This is a genomic window from Stieleria sedimenti, assembly GCF_025060895.1.
Classification (GTDB): domain Bacteria; phylum Planctomycetota; class Planctomycetia; order Pirellulales; family Pirellulaceae; genus Stieleria; species Stieleria sedimenti.
In genome coordinates, this window is the sequence record NZ_JANZKV010000247.1 from 1 (window position 1) to 16,494 (window position 16,494).

15 protein-coding genes are annotated in these 16,494 nt (G+C 57.6%); 6 read left to right on the plus strand and 9 right to left on the minus strand.

The genetic code is table 11. The features are described 5' to 3' along the window. The first annotated feature begins 121 nt into the window (after positions 1-121). The 4 genes from NZK35_RS27855 to arsB all read left to right on the plus strand — a co-directional run bounded on the left by NZK35_RS27855 (position 122) and on the right by arsB (position 5,073). The gene (locus tag NZK35_RS27855) at positions 122-1,654 is read left to right on the plus strand and encodes an efflux RND transporter periplasmic adaptor subunit (protein ID WP_259635801.1); all 1,533 of its coding nucleotides are present in this window, start codon (positions 122-124) and stop codon (positions 1,652-1,654) included. Between the two features lie 16 nt (positions 1,655-1,670). Then, on the plus strand, positions 1,671-2,981 hold the full coding sequence (locus NZK35_RS27860; protein ID WP_259635802.1) for an ABC transporter permease: 1,311 nt from the start codon (positions 1,671-1,673) through the stop codon (positions 2,979-2,981). An 8-nt stretch (positions 2,982-2,989) separates the two neighbouring features. Then, complete coding sequence (locus NZK35_RS27865) at positions 2,990-3,445, plus strand: hypothetical protein (protein ID WP_259635803.1); 456 nt, start codon at positions 2,990-2,992, stop codon at positions 3,443-3,445. Between the two features lie 359 nt (positions 3,446-3,804). Next, positions 3,805-5,073: an ACR3 family arsenite efflux transporter gene (arsB, locus tag NZK35_RS27870; protein WP_407699843.1), complete on the plus strand. Its 1,269-nt coding sequence runs from the start codon at positions 3,805-3,807 to the stop codon at positions 5,071-5,073. Positions 5,074-5,093: 20 nt separating this feature from the next. Here arsB and NZK35_RS27875 read toward each other — a convergent pair whose 3' ends face one another. From NZK35_RS27875 to NZK35_RS27905, 7 genes are all read right to left on the minus strand, one after another. Beyond that, positions 5,094-5,840, minus strand: coding sequence for an aromatic aminobenezylarsenical efflux permease ArsG family transporter (locus NZK35_RS27875; protein WP_259635804.1), 747 nt, complete (start codon positions 5,838-5,840; stop codon positions 5,094-5,096). A gap of 39 nt (positions 5,841-5,879) precedes the next feature. Beyond that, positions 5,880-6,290, minus strand: coding sequence for a nitrophenyl compound nitroreductase subunit ArsF family protein (locus tag NZK35_RS27880; RefSeq protein ID WP_259635805.1), 411 nt, complete (start codon positions 6,288-6,290; stop codon positions 5,880-5,882). Between the two features lie 34 nt (positions 6,291-6,324). Beyond that, positions 6,325-6,969, minus strand: a complete 645-nt coding sequence (locus tag NZK35_RS27885) for a nitrophenyl compound nitroreductase subunit ArsF family protein (protein ID WP_259635806.1) — start codon at positions 6,967-6,969, stop codon at positions 6,325-6,327. A 124-nt stretch (positions 6,970-7,093) separates the two neighbouring features. After that, on the minus strand, positions 7,094-7,330 hold the full coding sequence (locus NZK35_RS27890) for a thioredoxin family protein (RefSeq protein ID WP_259635807.1): 237 nt from the start codon (positions 7,328-7,330) through the stop codon (positions 7,094-7,096). Between the two features lie 11 nt (positions 7,331-7,341). Continuing rightward, positions 7,342-7,653, minus strand: a complete 312-nt coding sequence (locus NZK35_RS27895; protein WP_259635808.1) for a permease — start codon at positions 7,651-7,653, stop codon at positions 7,342-7,344. Positions 7,654-7,721: 68 nt separating this feature from the next. After that, entirely contained in the window at positions 7,722-8,045 is a 324-nt protein-coding gene (locus tag NZK35_RS27900; RefSeq protein WP_259635809.1) for an ArsR/SmtB family transcription factor, read from the minus strand. A gap of 88 nt (positions 8,046-8,133) precedes the next feature. Then, positions 8,134-8,757, minus strand: a complete 624-nt coding sequence (locus tag NZK35_RS27905) for a BON domain-containing protein (protein ID WP_259635810.1) — start codon at positions 8,755-8,757, stop codon at positions 8,134-8,136. 300 nt (positions 8,758-9,057) lie between these two features. Between NZK35_RS27905 and NZK35_RS27910 the strand changes: the two genes are divergently transcribed. Next, a complete protein-coding gene (locus NZK35_RS27910) occupies positions 9,058-10,986 on the plus strand; it encodes a DUF3352 domain-containing protein (protein ID WP_259635811.1) in 1,929 nt (642 codons plus the stop codon). Positions 10,987-11,274: 288 nt separating this feature from the next. Here NZK35_RS27910 and dnaB read toward each other — a convergent pair whose 3' ends face one another. Next, on the minus strand, positions 11,275-12,717 hold the full coding sequence (dnaB, locus tag NZK35_RS27915; RefSeq protein WP_259635812.1) for a replicative DNA helicase: 1,443 nt from the start codon (positions 12,715-12,717) through the stop codon (positions 11,275-11,277). Positions 12,718-13,026: 309 nt separating this feature from the next. Beyond that, positions 13,027-14,715 (minus strand): DnaA ATPase domain-containing protein, encoded by a 1,689-nt coding sequence (locus NZK35_RS27920; protein ID WP_259635813.1) that lies wholly within the window; start codon positions 14,713-14,715, stop codon positions 13,027-13,029. 899 nt (positions 14,716-15,614) lie between these two features. Here NZK35_RS27920 and lexA point away from each other — a divergent pair. Continuing rightward, positions 15,615-16,217, plus strand: a complete 603-nt coding sequence (gene lexA / locus NZK35_RS27925; protein ID WP_259635814.1) for a transcriptional repressor LexA — start codon at positions 15,615-15,617, stop codon at positions 16,215-16,217. The last annotated feature ends 277 nt before the right edge of the window (positions 16,218-16,494 follow it).

A 16,494-nucleotide genomic window follows, 5' to 3' on the forward strand; every position in this document is an offset into this window, starting at 1 on the left:
GGTATTGGGCTAAAGCCTGCGCACCAACACTCATGCCATTCGTAATTGCCCTTTCTCCGCAGCAGTTCTCTAACAATCCATCCGTTCCCTGGAATCCGCACCCACCTCCCGCGACTGTCTAATGGCCCATCCGATTTCATCTGTTTCGATCTGGGGGCGACGAGCGTTGATCGCTCTCGTCTTGCTGGGGGCAGTCGGCGCCGTCACCACGTTTGCGACCAGCACACTCGATCGTGACGTCGAGTCGTCCATTCTGACCCACCGCGTCTCACGCGGCCAACTGGCGGTCACGGTAACTGAGAATGGGACGGTCGAAAGCAGCAACAACGAAGAAATCAAGTGCATGGTCAAGGGCGGCAGCACGGTCCTGTGGGTGATTGAGACCGGAACGATCGTCAAGCCCGGCGAAGAACTGGTGCGATTGGACACGTCACAGATCGAAGACAACATTTTGGCCCAGGAAATCATCTACGAGAACGCGCTGGCCAACAAAATCACCGCCGAAAGTGACGTGGCGGTCGCGGAAACGAGCATCACGGAATACCTGGAAGGGACGTTCATCGAAGAACGAAGCACGATCGAGAAAGAGATCTTTGATGCCGAGCAAGCGCTCAAGCAGGCCGAGCTGAGTTACGAGTCCAACGTTCGGATGGCCGCCAAGGGTTTGATCAAGACGCTTCAATTGCAGGGCGAAAAATTTGCCGTCGAATCGGCTCGCAAAGCGTTGGAATTGAAACAGACCAAGTTGATGGCGCTTGAAAAGTACAAGAAGCAGAAGGAGTTGCAGACATTGGAGAGCAACTTGCGGGCGGCCAAGGCGCGGCTAGCATCCTTCGACGCGTCACTGCGACTCGAACAAGCCCGCTTGGAACGTGAAAAGGAACAGCTGAAGAACTGCACGATCACCGCGGAGATCGGTGGGATGGTGATTTTTCCGTCCATGGCAGACTGGAAATCAACGCCGGATATCGAAGAAGGGGCTGTGGTGCGCGAGCAGCAAACGCTGTTGGTGATTCCCGATGTCAGTCAAATGCAGGTGAAGGTCGGGATCCATGAATCGAAAGTGGATCGTTTGAAGGTCGGCATGCCTGCGAAAATCGAGTTGCAGGACGTCCAGCTGGTCGGCGAAGTCAGTGAGATTGCCGAAGTCACCAAGCCGGCGGGTTGGTGGACGGGCAACCTGGTGAAATACGACACGATCATCAAATTGCAACAACGCGAAGGGCTGAAGCCGGGCATGAGTGCGATCGTCGATGTCGTGCTGGCCGAGCACAACGACGTGCTGACCGTTCCCGTCGCGAGCATCTTGGAAAGCGACGGACAGTTTTTTTGCTGGGTCGAAGAACGCGGCAAGGTGACCCGTCGTCTGATCCAATTGGGCGACACCAATGACGAGTTCACCATTGTCACCGCTGGGCTGGCCGAGGGCGAGAAAGTGGTGTTGGATCCGTTGGCCTATGTTGATGAAGCGCAGCAGCAAGCCTTGCGTCCGGCGAACGCGGGCGAGCAAGATGCCGAGGAGTTGGCGGGCATCGTGAAGCAGGATTCCGAGTCGCCCAAGCCGTCTGCGCCCAAGCCGTCTGCGTCTGAGCCGTCTGCGTCTGAGCCGTCTGCGTCTGAGCCGTCTGCGTCTGAGCCCGCTCCCGGAACGTGATCGAGGCTGAAACGAAATGGGCAAATTCACGCAAACGCTAAAGCTGGGCTTCAAAAGTCTGATGGTCCAGAAGCTGCGTTCGGCGCTCGCGGCGTTGGGGATTTTCATCGGCACCACGACCGTGATCTGGTTGGTCGCGATGGGCGAGGGCGTCAGCTATGACGCCCAGCAACAGATTTTGCAATTGGGCGCCAAGAACATCATCGTCCGCACCATCGAGCCACGGTCGAGCGAAGACGCCGACGAACGCGTCAAAACGTATGGCGTCACGCGGGCCGACTATCGCCGCATTCTGTCCAATGTGCCGACGATCGAAACGTCGGTGCCGATCCGCGAACTGCGTCGCGAATTCATGGTTCGTGGGCGGCGGATGGACGCCAAGTTGGTCGGATGCACGCCGGAACACTTGGAACTGAATCGATTGGAGATCGCCCGTGGGCGTTGGATCAATGAGCGGGATGACCGCGAAAACGTGGTGGTCCTGGCCGACGGGACGGCCAAGCGGCTCTTCCCACAGGAAGACCCGATCGGCCAGAAAGTGCGCGTCGAAAGCGATGTCTACCGGGTGATCGGGCAAACCAAACCACGCGAAGCTTCAGCCGCGGTCGGCGGATCACTCGATGCACGTGAATACAGCAGCGATGCCTACATCCCGCTGAAAACGTTTCAGCATCGGGTGGGGGACCAAATCATGACGCGGACCGGCGAAGGGTTTAATTTCAAAGGCGAGATCGTCGAATTGACGCAGATCACGCTGTCGGTGCGTGACATCAAAGACGTCGACGTCACTGCCGCGATCGTCAAGCACTTGTTGGAAACCTACCACGAGCAAGAAGACTTCGCCGTCGTCGTTCCCAAGGAACTGTTGCGTCAGGCCGAACGAACGCGGACGATGTTCAACGTCTTGTTGGTGGTGATCGCGGGGATTTCGTTGTTGGTCGGCGGGATCGGGATCATGAACATCATGTTGGCGACGGTGACCGAACGGACGCGTGAGATCGGGATCCGCCGGGCCTTGGGGGCCAGACGCGTCGACATCATTCAACAGTTCTTGACCGAGACGTTGGTGCTGACCGGAAGCGGTGGTCTGTTGGGCGTGCTGTGCGGGCTCCTGTGCGGACCGATCTTTCGCGCGCTACGCTCGATCGTGGCAACGGTTTCACCGGACATCTTGCCCGAGATCGTTTATACTCTCGAGCCTCGAATTGCGTTGTGGTCGGTGCTGTTGTCGCTGTTCATCTCACTCGGCGTCGGATTGATTTTTGGGGTCTATCCGGCGCGGCGAGCGGCCTACATGAGCCCGATCGAAGCCCTGCGTCATGAATAGCCATTTGGATGGGATCGGAAATCAACCCCTACGCGGCGCCACAGAACGCTCCGTCACCGCCACCCTTGCAAGGTGAATTCCGGCCGCGGCGATTGCGATTTGCCGTAGGGTTTGCTGCGCTGGTGTTGATCGGGGCGCCCGTCGCTTCGGCCTGTGCGGTGTACGACATCGAGTCGATCGTCGTCAGCGGTCCACTGTTGTCGCTGTTTGCGATCGTCTTGGCGATCCTTTCCAGACGAACCGATCTGCGTGGGTTTTGGATCCTCAGCGCCATGATGATCGCGATGTCGATCGGATGTTTCTTGACGATCTTTCTGAGGGAGTGGAGCCCCGGCGAAGCGCAGACTCCGATCGGAGCGGCCACGGTCGTGTTTGCGATCGTGATCCAGGCGGGCTGGGTCATCCTGCGGAGCGTCTGGGAGCGGGGGAGGAGGTTCGGTGAGGGGGATTCCAATCCATCGTGATGCAGACGAGCAGAGAAGACCCGAAGGCGATACTTGATACCCTAGCGGTGAAACCCGACAATAATCACGCCTCAAAATGATCTGCGATTTAGCACGTCAATCGATGTGAAGCGTCTCAATGCTGAGCCCCTCACCCCCAGCCCCTCTCCCCCAATTCCTGACTCGCTTAGGCTCGCCAGGAATCGGGGGAGAGGGGAGCCAGGGTGATTCATGTTCCCTTCTCGATTTAGCGGTCGGGCCAAATGAGGTGGCATAGGGCTGGCGCCGTTGACCCATTCGTTTTGAGGGGCGTTCCGTCATTGACAAAGGCCCGAAACGGTTCTATCGTTCATCGCAGATAAACGATAGAGGGTCACTTGATGGAAGACACGGAAATGAACGATCCCGAAACCTGCCCCACGGAGAAAGCGGGCATCAGCTTCTTTGAACGCTACCTGACCGTCTGGGTGGGGCTGTGTATCGTGGCCGGAATCGGCCTCGGCAAGCTCGCTCCCGGGATCGCCAAGTCACTCGATGGGATGGCGATTGGTGTGAAGGGTGCCCCGGTGATTTCGATTCCCATCGCGGTCTGCCTGTTCTTCATGATGTACCCGATCATGGTCAAGATCGACTTCGGCGAAGTCGTGAAAGCGGGCAAAGCGATTCGCCCGGTGGGTCTGACGTTGTTTCTCAACTGGGCGATCAAGCCGTTCACGATGTACGCGATCGCCAGTTTCTTTCTCGGCACCTTGTTCCTCGGATTCATCGGTCCCGACGCGGTTGATTATGTGAAAGCCCCCTTGGGGAGCGATCTTGAGGTCGGCGCAACGTATGGTGCCGGCGAGGCGGTGCTGGTCGACGGCGTGACGATGTTGAAGGTTCCGCTGTGGCGCAGTTACTTGGCGGGCTGCATTCTGCTGGGCATCGCACCCTGCACCGCGATGGTTTTGGTTTGGGGGTTTTTGGCGAAGGGCAACGACGGACACACGCTGGTGATGGTCGCGATCAATTCCCTGACGATGCTCGTGCTGTACGGCGTGTTGGGCGGATTTCTGCTCGGCGTCGGACAGCTTCCGGTTCCGTGGCAAGCGTTGTTGTTGTCGATCGGCGTTTATGTCGCGCTACCGTTGGCGGCCGGATACCTCTCACGCAAATGGCTGATCGCCACTAGGGGAGAGGTCTGGTTTCGCGACAAGTTCTTGCACTTCTTGACGCCGATCACGATCACAGCACTGCTGGCCACGTTGGTGTTGTTGTTTTCCTTCAAAGGCGAAACCATTGTTGAGAACCCGCTGACGATTCTTTGGATTGCCATTCCGTTGACGATTCAGACGCTGGTGATCTTTGCGCTCGGCTACGGCATCAGTAAAGCGATGGGATTCACGTACGAGTCCGCTGCGCCGACAGCGATGATCGGCGCGTCGAATCATTTTGAAGTCGCGATCGCGACGGCCACGATGTTGTACGGATTGTCCTCCGGGGCAGCGCTTGCGACCGTTGTCGGTGTGTTGATCGAAGTGCCTTTGATGCTGGGCCTGGTCAGGTTCTGCGTCAAGACGAAAGGCTGGTTCCCGGCCGAATCTGCCAGCGAAGGCGAATCGTGTCAACCGGATCTGGCTGGACAGGGTCGCTCGGACGAGGCAAGCTGACTTGCGACGGGGTAGACCTCTTAAGCAAACACATAGACCAATGAAAAATAGACGCCCAGCGAAATGAAGATCCATCCGGTCGTCATCCGCGCCCACCATTCAATCTTGCCAAGCACTTTGTAGGTGGTGCCGACGGCGTTCGCGCTGAACGCCAACAGGAAAGCGACCAGAATGACGGGCAACCCGGTGCCGATTCCGTAGACAAACGGCAATACCAACGATCCTCCCGGCACCGTCCCGTCGGGAAGGCTCAATCCGATTCGTGTCAGCACGCTGGTGATCGCCCCGGAATCCGAGCCGAGTGTTAACGCCAGCAGGCCGAAGAACCATGCAGCGGAGGTCGGACAGAAGGACATTGCAAACAGAGCACCCAACAAGAGTGCTCCCCAGAGTCCCATCGAGTCGACGCGGCGTTGCATGCCCTCGTTGAGCAACCCGCCTCCGAAACTGATCGACACGATTCCAGCCAATAGCATCCCGAGCAGCAGGAAGATCGGACCAAGCAGCAGATGCATGTACTTTTGCAAAAGCAACGAAACCATCGGGATGGACAGACTGGTCCAAGTCAACAACCCTGCCAAGGTCACATACAGCAGACAGCGTCCGATCGTGTAGAGCACGCCGGCATGAATCACGCTCTTTGAGTTCTCAACTTTGCTGCCGATGTACGAAATGGCCGCAATATTGGTCGCTAAGGGGCAGGGGCTGATTGAGGTCAGCACACCGAGATACAAAGCGGCGATCGCGTAGATCGAGTACGTCAACATGGTTCCGATCTCTTGGCTCTTCGTTTCAGCAACAGACGATCAGTTCAGATACGCTTGGATGCTGGTTCGCACGTACTGGATGAATTCCGGTTTCTTTCGCACCTTCACCCAGATGTCCTTCAGGTCCTTGTACTCGTTGACTTTGTTTTCCTTCACGTCGGCAATGATCAGCGCCGGACCTTTCACTTTGTAAGCCTTGGCGAGTTGCGCATTCTTCGGCTGCTCATAATCAATGTAGCGAAATTCCACCGACCGGCTCTCTACTTGGTCCGGGAAGCCCTTCTTGACCGCCTCCTCGGAATAGCTGCCCATCATCTTGCATGTCGGACAACGTTCGGTGCGGTGGAAATACATCGCCACGACACGGTCAGCCGGCGGATCGGGGGCTTGAGCCTGCAAAGCAAAATGGCTCGCAAATGCGACCGCACAAAAAACAAGGATGCGCAACATGACACACTCCCATCGGTATCGAGTCAAGGAAGGATTATTCGGGCAACGGCAGGTCAACAAGCGTCTCGTCTTCCGTCGTTTCATCTGCCGCAGTGTTTGGTCTTGATGCTGATTTGTCAGCTGCGACGGCGGCATCATTGGCAGCGTCCAGCAATCCGTCGATTTCCTGTTGAATCAACGTCGCAAATGCTTCTTTGTCGTTGACCAGGCCCCAGACCTGATCGAGCCGTTTCCATTCCGCCGGCTCACCGTGTTGCATGCGCGTCAGAACCACAACCGGCATGACAATCTCGAACTGTTCGGCGAGATGCGAATGCTCGTCGTCTTCGTAGTTCAGTGTCTTCCAGGCAACCGTTCCGTCTTGTAGTTCGGCGGCGAACTCCGACTGCACGACTGCCAATGTTTGAGACTCAATCGCACGACAGGTGGTGCATCGGGTGTTGCTGAAGAAATAGTTGACGATTACGCCATCTTGAGGATCGATGGTGCTCGCATCGGCGATCGGCCCTGCGGTCAACGGTCCCGAAGAGTTCAACGCCTCCAGTTGGTCGGCGATGCGGGTCAGTTGAGGTTCAATCGATCGAATCGCCTGGTTATCGAGTGAACGTGCAATCAGGACCACGATCGTCGCGGAGAAAAACGAGAGCAATGCAATGGAGAGTGATGTTTTGAGGTCCACAGTTCCAATCCTTGGTCGGTTCGTGAATGCCCCGGCGCGAAGGTCACGCAGGGCGGATTTTTTCCATGACGGCGGAGAGTTTGACTTGAAAGGTTTGACGCATGACGAAATAGGTTTCGATGCGCTATTGCGGTAGGACTTGGATGATTTCCTCGGGTGATGGAATCTTGCCGACGAACTTGACTTGACCATCAATCGCCAGTGCCGGAGTACTCATCACTCCAAACTTGACGATCTCGTTGATGTCTTCGATCTTTTCAACGTCCGCTTGAAGGTTGGCTTGTTTCACCGCGGTCTCGGCGTTTTCTTTCAGTGCCGCACATTTTCTGCATCCGGTTCCGAGAATTTGAATCGTGGTCATGATCATTCCTTTTACTGTTGAAGGAGGTTGGTTGAAGAGTAGGCTTCCGTCTTGTTCGCCTTCGGTCCCAAGTGTTTGACCACCGCCTCTTTGGAAAGAAACGTCGTGATCGCTCCCGCGATGAACAGCGCCGGCAAGACACACGCCAGCGTGTGGTTGCGGGCATACCACTGCAACAGCAAGAAGGCCTCCACGATCGCCCCGGTCACTTTGGTGGCCAGCGGGTCCGCGGCGGCATCAAATTGTGGCGTCGCCAACGGGACGAAGTAGGCAAACAGGAAGACTGGCTGGAGCGCGGCGAAGATTTTCCATTCTCGTTTCATTTTAGAACCCCGATTTGCAGTTGCGTAGTTGCACAACTATGCAAATGTAGGGCCAAAGAAGAACGCGTTTAAGAGAGCACGTTCAGTTGGTGGTCGACGTGGCACTTCACCACCGACTCAATGCATCCGAACAATTGCTTCAAACACTTGACGCGCAGCCGGTAGAAGACCATTTGGCCGCGTTTTTCACTTTCCACAATCCCCGCATTCTTCAGCTGAGTCAGGTGACGGGAAACGGTGGACATGTCGGTGCCGATCGCCTCGGTGAGGTCGCAGACGCACACCTGGTCGTCCTCTGACAGCACATCCACGAGTTTCAACCGTGCGGGATGAGCCAAGGCTTTGAGCACCTTGGCGCGTGTCTCGTACTTGGCCTTTTCATTCTTATCCATCGCATTCTTTTGGGGACCATGTGATTGTTTGCCGCCAAGGAAGGTGTCTTCGGATAGTTTACCACCAATGCTCAGCGAGAGGGTGACTTCAATTCCCGGCCGCATCGACGACGACTTGATTGTCGACTTGTTTGACGCCGGGTTCCAATCGCATCAGCAGTTCGCTCATGCGGCGATCTTTCTCGCTGGCGACGGTCCCGCTGAGGATTGCGGTTGGTCCGTTCATGGTGACGTTGACGCCGCGAATGCGACTGCTCGGCGGCAGGCTGTTCAGCGCTCGCCGGGCGGATTGTTGAACTTCGCTGGCGGCCCGCGGTGGCACCTCGATCGCCGATCGCAATCGAACACGGATGATCGGTTTTTGACTTGAGGTTCCCTGGCCTCCGAAGGCTCCGCCGAGTGCGCCGAACAATCCTCCCAGTCCACCGCCACCAAACCCGCCGCCACCGGCCCCGCCGGTGGTTCGTCCGGCCGTTCCGCCGCCTTCGGCTGCGATTCCAAACCCCTGGGTGGTGGACGTGCCGATCGAGTCGCCTCGTTCGATTCCCTCGAACACACTCAAGTCCGGCTCGGCACCTTGAAACTGGGTCCCGCCGGTGTCTTCGGCCCCATCCTGTGCTTGTGCGGATCCACCGCTGGCGGCGAAAACGGCGGCCAGCAAAACGATCGAAAGCGAACGACAAAACCGAGTGATTCGATTCGGTGAGACCATGACGGAACCTTGGACAAAAGATGGGCAACCAGATTTCTTGATCTGTTACGTTAGTCTAACCATCGGCGCCTCCAAACGTTTCGGTTTCTGCCGAGTACACTTCGTGGGTTGTCAACCAAGATCGAGCCCGGAGAATCGAATCATCCGTCATGTCCAGCCCGCACTTGCCTGTCGGCAGCGGTGCGCTGGGTGGCGACCGGGCCGGCCGGACCGCAGCAGCTGTCGTTTGCCCTGAAACGATTTTTCCCTGTTTTGAACGAATTCACGGGCGTTTTTTCCCCTCAACCAAAGACGAAATCGATGTCGATCTCTTCTCCCGTCTCCGTTTTTCGCGCCACGTTGCCGGTGTTCGCTTCGGCATTTGTTTGTTTGATGTTGGCTGCCGCTCCGGTTTCCGCGGCCGACGACAGCAAGTCGGCCGCGGACGACGCCCCCGGCGCACCACGTTTGTTACCAAGTGATACACTCGTCTACATTCGTCTGGACAGTGCCGATGACTTGCGGAAACAGATGGACAAGACGTCGATCAGCAAGATGATCAACGATCCGAAAATGAGGCCGTTTGCGGATCAGTTTTACGCGACCGCGCGCGACTTGTTCGATCAAATCAGCGATCGGGTCGGCGTCAATCTGGATGAGTTGCTCTCGATTCCGCACGGCCAAGTCGCGTTTGCGATCCATCCGGTCAAGCCGCTGGAGGAGGACGAGAAACCGGAGATTCAGGCCCGAGAAAACGAAGACCAGACGGAGCTGGAACAACGCCGGGAACGTCAGAAGCGGCGCGAGTTGTATTCGTTCGGCGGAACATTGATCATCGATGCGGACGAGAATATCGATCAATTGATGGCGATCGTCGAACGATTCGAAGAGCAGGTCTTGCAGGGCCGGTATGTCCGCCGTATCCGTGAAATCGGAGCGACCGAAGTCACCCGGCTATTGCCCGGGCGTTTCGGCCAGCAACCGATCGAGTTTTTTGAGAAAGACGGAACCTTGGTGATCGGGGTCGGGCATTCGACCGCACAAGATGTGCTCAATCACTGGTTGGACAAAAACGATGAACCGACGTTGGCCGACAACGCGAAATTTGGAACGATCATATCACGCTGTATCGGTGCCGAAGACACTCGCCCCCAACTGACGTTCTTCGTCGATCCGCACGCGATCGTCGATCGAATCATCAAACGCAGCGGATCGTTGACGGCCGGATTCATTTGGCCGGTGATCCAGGACCTGGGCGCAAATCGCATCGGCGGGATCGGCGGCAGCTCGTTTTCCGGCGGCGACGCGTTTGAGGGGATCGCGCACTACCACATCAAAATCGATCCGCCGCGCGACGGGGTGCTGGGCGTGTTGCGGCCCGAAACCGGCGACACCACCCCGCCCAACTGGGTGCCTGATTCCGTGGCCGGTTACACGTCGATCAATTGGGATTTTGAGAAAGCGTATGACAACGTCGGCAAGGTGATCGACAAATTGCAACAGCGAACCGACGCCTTGAAAGAAATCGCCGAGGCGCCGATCGAGAAACGCCTGGGCGTGAAGCTGCGCGAAGACTTGCTGCAGAACATGACGGGCCGGTTGGTGCGTGTGACATGGATGGAAAAGCCGATTCGCTTCAACAGCGGTGTCAACGTGCTGGCGATCGAGATGAAAGACGCCCTCAAAACCAAATCCAATTTGGCGCAGATCCGGGACCGCATGCCGAATCAAATGAAGGTCGATTCGATCAGCGGGCACGTCGTTTATCGGCTTCGTGGCCCCGGCGATAATTTCCCACAGAACATGCGACGTCCCGAACCGAGTTTCATGATCTTGGGGAAATGGTTGATCTATGCCGACAGCACCCAGTTCATGGAGAAGGCTGCGTTGGCCGATGCCGGCAACTTGCCGCGTCTGGTCGAACTGCCGGAATACGATCTCGTGGCGAGTGAATTGGGCGGCAAGCTGGACGGGGAATCGCCGTTTCTGTTGTCGTTCATCGATGGAGCCCAGGGGATCCGCGTGATCTATGACTTGGCCAAAGACGAGAACTCACGCAACATGATTCGCCGCGCGGGAGAGAACAACATCGTGGCGCGAAAGTTCTCCGAGTTGCTTGATCAAAATGAATTGCCACCGTTTTCGGAATTCGAAAAGTATTTCGCACCGACCGGCTTTTTCGGATACGACGAGCCCGACGGAATTCACTTCGGGTTCTTCACCCTGCGGGCCGATCCGACCGACGAGTGACACGTTCCGCGGGAGGCAAGCGTTGTGGTTCCCGTGCGAAGCGTCAGCGGAAAGATTGATTGGTCAAAAGATTGATTGGTCAAAAGATTGGGGCTCCGTGGATGGCACACGGCTTGCGGAGAACCGTTGCTGAGATTTTTTGACCACCTCATTTTTTGACCATTTCTCGCAGCAAGAAGTCTCGGCCTGGCGGGAGACACGGATCCACGCCAGTGACGGGGCACGCGTTGCACCCCATTAGCGCGGACTTCAATCAGCAATGGGTGATCCGGTGATGCCGCCGTCCAATCAGAATCCGCCGGGCGCGGTGAACTCGGCGTAGTCGCTGAATTCATCGTGGTGTTCGGGGGCGCGGTTGCTGAACCGGGTGAAGTCGGATTCCCAGGTCAATTGCACGTCGCCGACCGGGCCGTTCCGCTGTTTGGCGATGATGATTTCGGCTTGCCCGGCGTACTGGGCGCGTTCTTCGCCGCGATGGTAATACTCTTCGCGGTGGACGAACATCACGACGTCGGCGTCTTGCTCGATGGCCCCGGATTCGCGCAGGTGGCTCAGTTTGGGGCGATGGTCTTTGCTGTCTTCGGCCTGGCGATTCAATTGCGACAGGCACAACATCGGAACGCCCAGTTCACGCGCCATCCCTTTGAGACGTCGGGCGATTTTTGCGACTTGTTCTTGACGGGGGTCGCGTGAGTTATCCGGTTCGATCAGTTGCAGGTAGTCGATCACGATCAAACCGAGACTGCCGTGCCGTCGTTTGATCCGTCGTGCGGCCGCGGCGATTTCGCTGACCGTTCGGCTGGGGGAGTCATCGACGAAGAACGGCGCGGTGCTGATTTCGTTGGCCTTGTTGATCAAGCGGGTTTGATCCTCGGCGCTGATCGTTCCGTTTCGCAGGCGGTGACCGTTGACGCGGGCGAGTGAGCAGAGCATCCGGTCGGCCAATTCGATGCCTGACATTTCCAAGCTGACAAACAGCACCGGTTGTCGCATTTCGATGGCGCCGTGTTCGGCGATGTTCATCGCCAGCGCCGTTTTTCCCATCGAGGGTCGGGCGGCAAGAATGATCAGTTCGCCGTTGTGCAACCCGCCGGTCATGGTGTCGTAGTCGGCCAGACCGGTTTCGACGGTCCCGTCGGTGACTTCACCGCGCAAGCGGGCTTCCATGCGGTCCATCGCGGCGTGCAGCACGTCGTTCATCGAGTGCAGGGAGTTGGACGACCGCCCGTCCATGATCGAGAAGACTTTCTGTTCGGCCTGGGCGCAGAGTTCTCGCGCGTCGCTGGCCTGGTCGTAGGCGTCGCGGAGGATTTCGGTGCTGGCGTTGATCAGGTTCCGGTAGACCGCTTTTTCGGAAACGATGCCGGCATAGTAGACCGCGTGTGCGGCATTGGGCACGGAGTTGGAGAGCTTGGCCAGATACGCGGCCCCACCGATCTTGTCAAACTCGTCCGACGTTTTCAGCCGGGAAACGAGCAGCATCACATCGATCTTCTCGCCGTTGTCGTACATGTCACGCAAGTGCGTGTACAAGATCCGATTGGCATCGCCGTAGAAATCATCCGCTTTTAAGGACGCGGTGTCGTCACAGACTTCGGGCAACAGCAGGATACTGCCCAGCACGCCCATTTCGGCTTCGAGGTCATAGGGCGGCTGACGTTGAAGGATTTCGGCAGCCGAGAGTGGTTTCTTTTTCTTTTTGTCCCACGGACGTTCGTTCTGGTCAGCCATGAAGTTTCCGATCCCTGGAAGGTCTTGAAGAAGCAGCGGCAAAGGTCCGCTGAATGAGAGGCGAGGTCAGTGTCTGGTGTTTCGCCGAAAGTTTCAAGTTGCGGGTTTTAAGTTTCGAGTTTCAATTTCAAGTGAGTTGGCAGTTGGCACGAAAACTGGGGGCAGAAAATTGGATGGTGGAAAACGAGAATCAGACAAGAAAATCGGTGACAAGAAAATATCGGGTGGTTTCATAGAACCTGAAACCTGAAACCTGAAACCTGAAACCTGAAACCTGAAACCTGAAACCTGAAACCTGAAACTTCCCGCTTACCCCGTTTTCAGCATCGATTCGATTCGGCGGATCGCTTCGTCGGTCGAGAGGGCGGCTTGCCCCCTGCCGACGCTGCGTCCTGCGTCGAGCCATTGGCGGACGCGCTGATTGGCCAGGATCGCGGTGCTGTGGCTGCGTCCCCCGAAGTGCCCGCCGATTTCGGAGTAGGCGCTGCTGGTCATTTCGCGGGCCAAGTACATCGCCAGCATTCGCGGTTCGGTGATCGACTTGGTTTGCGAACCGGACTGCAGCGACTTGGAATCCAATTGAAAGACTTTTTCGACGGCGCGTTCGATCGCGTTGAGCGTGATCGGGACACCGGAGGAGCGGAGCAGGTGGGCGCCGTGCTGACGAATTTGATCCATCGAGGGCATTTGGCCGTGCATCCGTTGCAGCAGGGCGACCAGATTGACGATGCCGCTGAGCAGTCGCCCGTCACCGCCGGCGACCGATGCGATTTCTTGCAGCGTCGCGTCGGGCCAAGGGATCAAGCAACGTTCTTCGGCATAGCGTGAGAGCAGCTGCACCCGTGTTTGGGCGTCCAGGGATTCGACTTGGCAAACCAGCCCCGAAGCCAACCGCCCCGAAAGTTCTCCGCCCAGCCCGTTGATCTCATTGGGCGACTTGGTTCCGGCAAACACCAGGGGTTTGCCGACGTCGGCAAGCATCTCGATGGTGTGGTGGAGTTCGCGAATCGTGGCCTTCTTTTCGACAAAGAATTGGATGTCGTCGATCAACAGCGCATCGGCGTCACGAAAACGGGACCGAAAGGCGGGCAAACAGTTTCCGTTGAGCGCTTTGATGAAGTCATTGGTGAATTCTTCAGCGGACAGGTAGACGACCCGTCGCATGCGATGGAGACCGCGGAGTTTTCCAGCCACGGCGCTCAACAAGTGCGTCTTCCCGGACCCCGGCGGTCCCCACAGAACCAAGGGCGACGCCAGACCGGGGCTTTCGATGGCCATCTTGCAGGCGGTTCGCGCCAGCTCGTTGCACTGCCCGCCGACAAAGTTTTCCCAACTGCATTCGCTTCGCATGTTGGAGCCGTGATTGGCCGTCTTGTCGGTCGATGGCTTGGCTTCTCCCTGCGTCCCCGGTGATGCCATCCCGCCGGCGAGATCGCCGGCGGCAGAGACCGCCGCTCGCGGTGCCGTCGTGGTTCGTTTCGGACGCGGCGACTTTCGTGAATCGGTGCCGTCTCGCAGGATTGCTTGCAGCGACTGGGCGCCCCGCGGCTTCCGCATCACAGACGATCCGCCAGCGTTCCCCGCGGTTCGGCGTTCCTGTCGCACCGATGACCCGGGGCGGGAAGTTTCGCTCGGCTCGCCGATGCCGCTGGCATCGCTTGCGTCCCCTTCGGCGAACGGAAGCTCGGCTTGGTGCTTGGGGCGATCCTCGACATGGACCCTGACGGTGGTCGATGCTCCACAAGCCGAGGCGGCGGCACCACGCATCGCTGCCAGATAGTGATTGCTCAAGCGGTCGGCGGCGAACTGTCCGGCAGCAACGGCGACGATCGATCGCGAGGGTTCGACGGAACCGGCAACCGGATCCGCGACTTCCAGAACAAAGCGAACGCCCGAGAACCAAATCTGGAAACGCTCGTGCCCCACACGTTGCTTCAAAGCCTCCTTGAATGTCGCGATGACGTCCGAGTCATCGGTGCAGCCGTGCGGTGTGGACATACCGGGAGCGCAGTCCTCCATCATGGATGTTCGCGGGATCAGTCGGGAACCAACCAGACGACACGGACTTGCGGCCACGCATCGTTGTGCTGTGTCGATCGGGTTGGTGTGTTCTTGGGGAATCCATCGAGCCGGAAAAGCAGCCAAAGCGTTGGCAAGAAAAGCAGCCAACCTAGCTCCGCTGGGTGGCATTTCAGCCTCCCGGATCGATGAGGGGCTTGAGTCCTCGGTGTGAAAATCGAAACCCCCCGGTGGTGTAGTCCGCAGCGTTTGCGGACACATTGGTGTTGGGGCGTGATTTCTTCACGTCGCGTTCATCAAGTGGGCGAGATTCTATGTTTGCTAGCACGCAAGTCAAACCGATTGCTAGCAAGTTGCGGATGCTTTTTTTTTGGACCCGGGCGATCATTCGACTGGGGCAATAATTCCCGGTCGCATGGTTCGAATCTGGCCGTGCCCGTTGTCAAACCTGCCTGCTTTGTGCGAGTTTTCCGGGGCGTGGAAAAAGTGTCGCCCGCGGCGAGAACGCGTGCCATCGGAAATCCGAGGTGTGTCTGTAAAGTATTGCTGTGCAGTGGTTTGTGGCATCTGCTTGGCGATCGGAGTCGAAATCCGGCCGCACCAACGGCGGCTGATCGATGCAGACGGATCCACGAAAATCTATCTTCGGTGGCAGCGAGGCGTCGGGAAAACGAACGGCAAGCCGATTAGCACTACGGTATTGGACAGATGTGCTCCTAATCATTTCGGCTCTGGTTCAATTCCGCACGATTTTATGCCGGGGGTCTTGCTATACTCCGTCTGGCCCGTGATAGGGTTTCATGGACTTTGGCAAATGGACCACCTATACTGTTCATGTTGTCACTGCGACGACATCACACCGTTTACTGAGAAGGCTAATGGGGACCAAGCAACTCACCGACCGCCAACGGCGGGTATACGAGTTGATTCGAGAGTTAATTCTCAACCGGGGCTATGGACCAACGGTTCGTGAGATCGGCGAGGCATTTGGCATCAAGAGCCCGAATGGGGTGATGTGTCATTTACGGGCGCTCGAGCGAAAGGGATTGATCCACCGCAGCCCCAATAAATCGCGTGCGATCGAATTGACAGACAAGCTGGATCGTCAAAATCACAGTCTTCCGATGGCCGGAATGGTTGCCGCCGGAACGACGGCATTGGCGTTTGAGCAGAGCGACACGATGGATTTCAGCGGGATGTTCTGCCAGAACGACCGTTTCATCCTGCAGGTGTCGGGGGATTCGATGATCGACGCGCACATTCAAGACGGCGATTTTGTCGTCATCCAAAAGCAGGAATCGGCTGAGCCGGGCCAGATGGTGGTGGCAGAGCTCCCCAGCGGAGACTCGACGCTAAAGTTCTGGTTCCCGGAAGAGGGACGCATTCGGCTGCAGCCGGCCAACGCCGAGATGTCGCCGCTGTATGTCGACGACGCCAAGGTCGTCGGCGTTGCCGTCGGCGTCGTGCGGAACGTGTTGTAAGCGGCCGCTGCCGGCCTGTTCGCTGCCGGCCTGTTCGCTGCCGGCCTGTTCGCTGCCGGCCTGTTCGCTGCCGGCCTGTTCGCTGCCGGCCTGTTCGCTGCCGGCTGATCGACCCTCCCGGACAGAGGTCGTGCAGTTTTTAAGTCGTTGATTTCAAAGGGTTTTCGTCACTCTCCCTCTGGACATCGATTCTTTTACTGCAGGATTTGGCAACCGATTTCGATTCTCTCCCGCTGGGAGAGACGGCGTTTGCGCAGCAAGCAAACGCCAGAGAGGG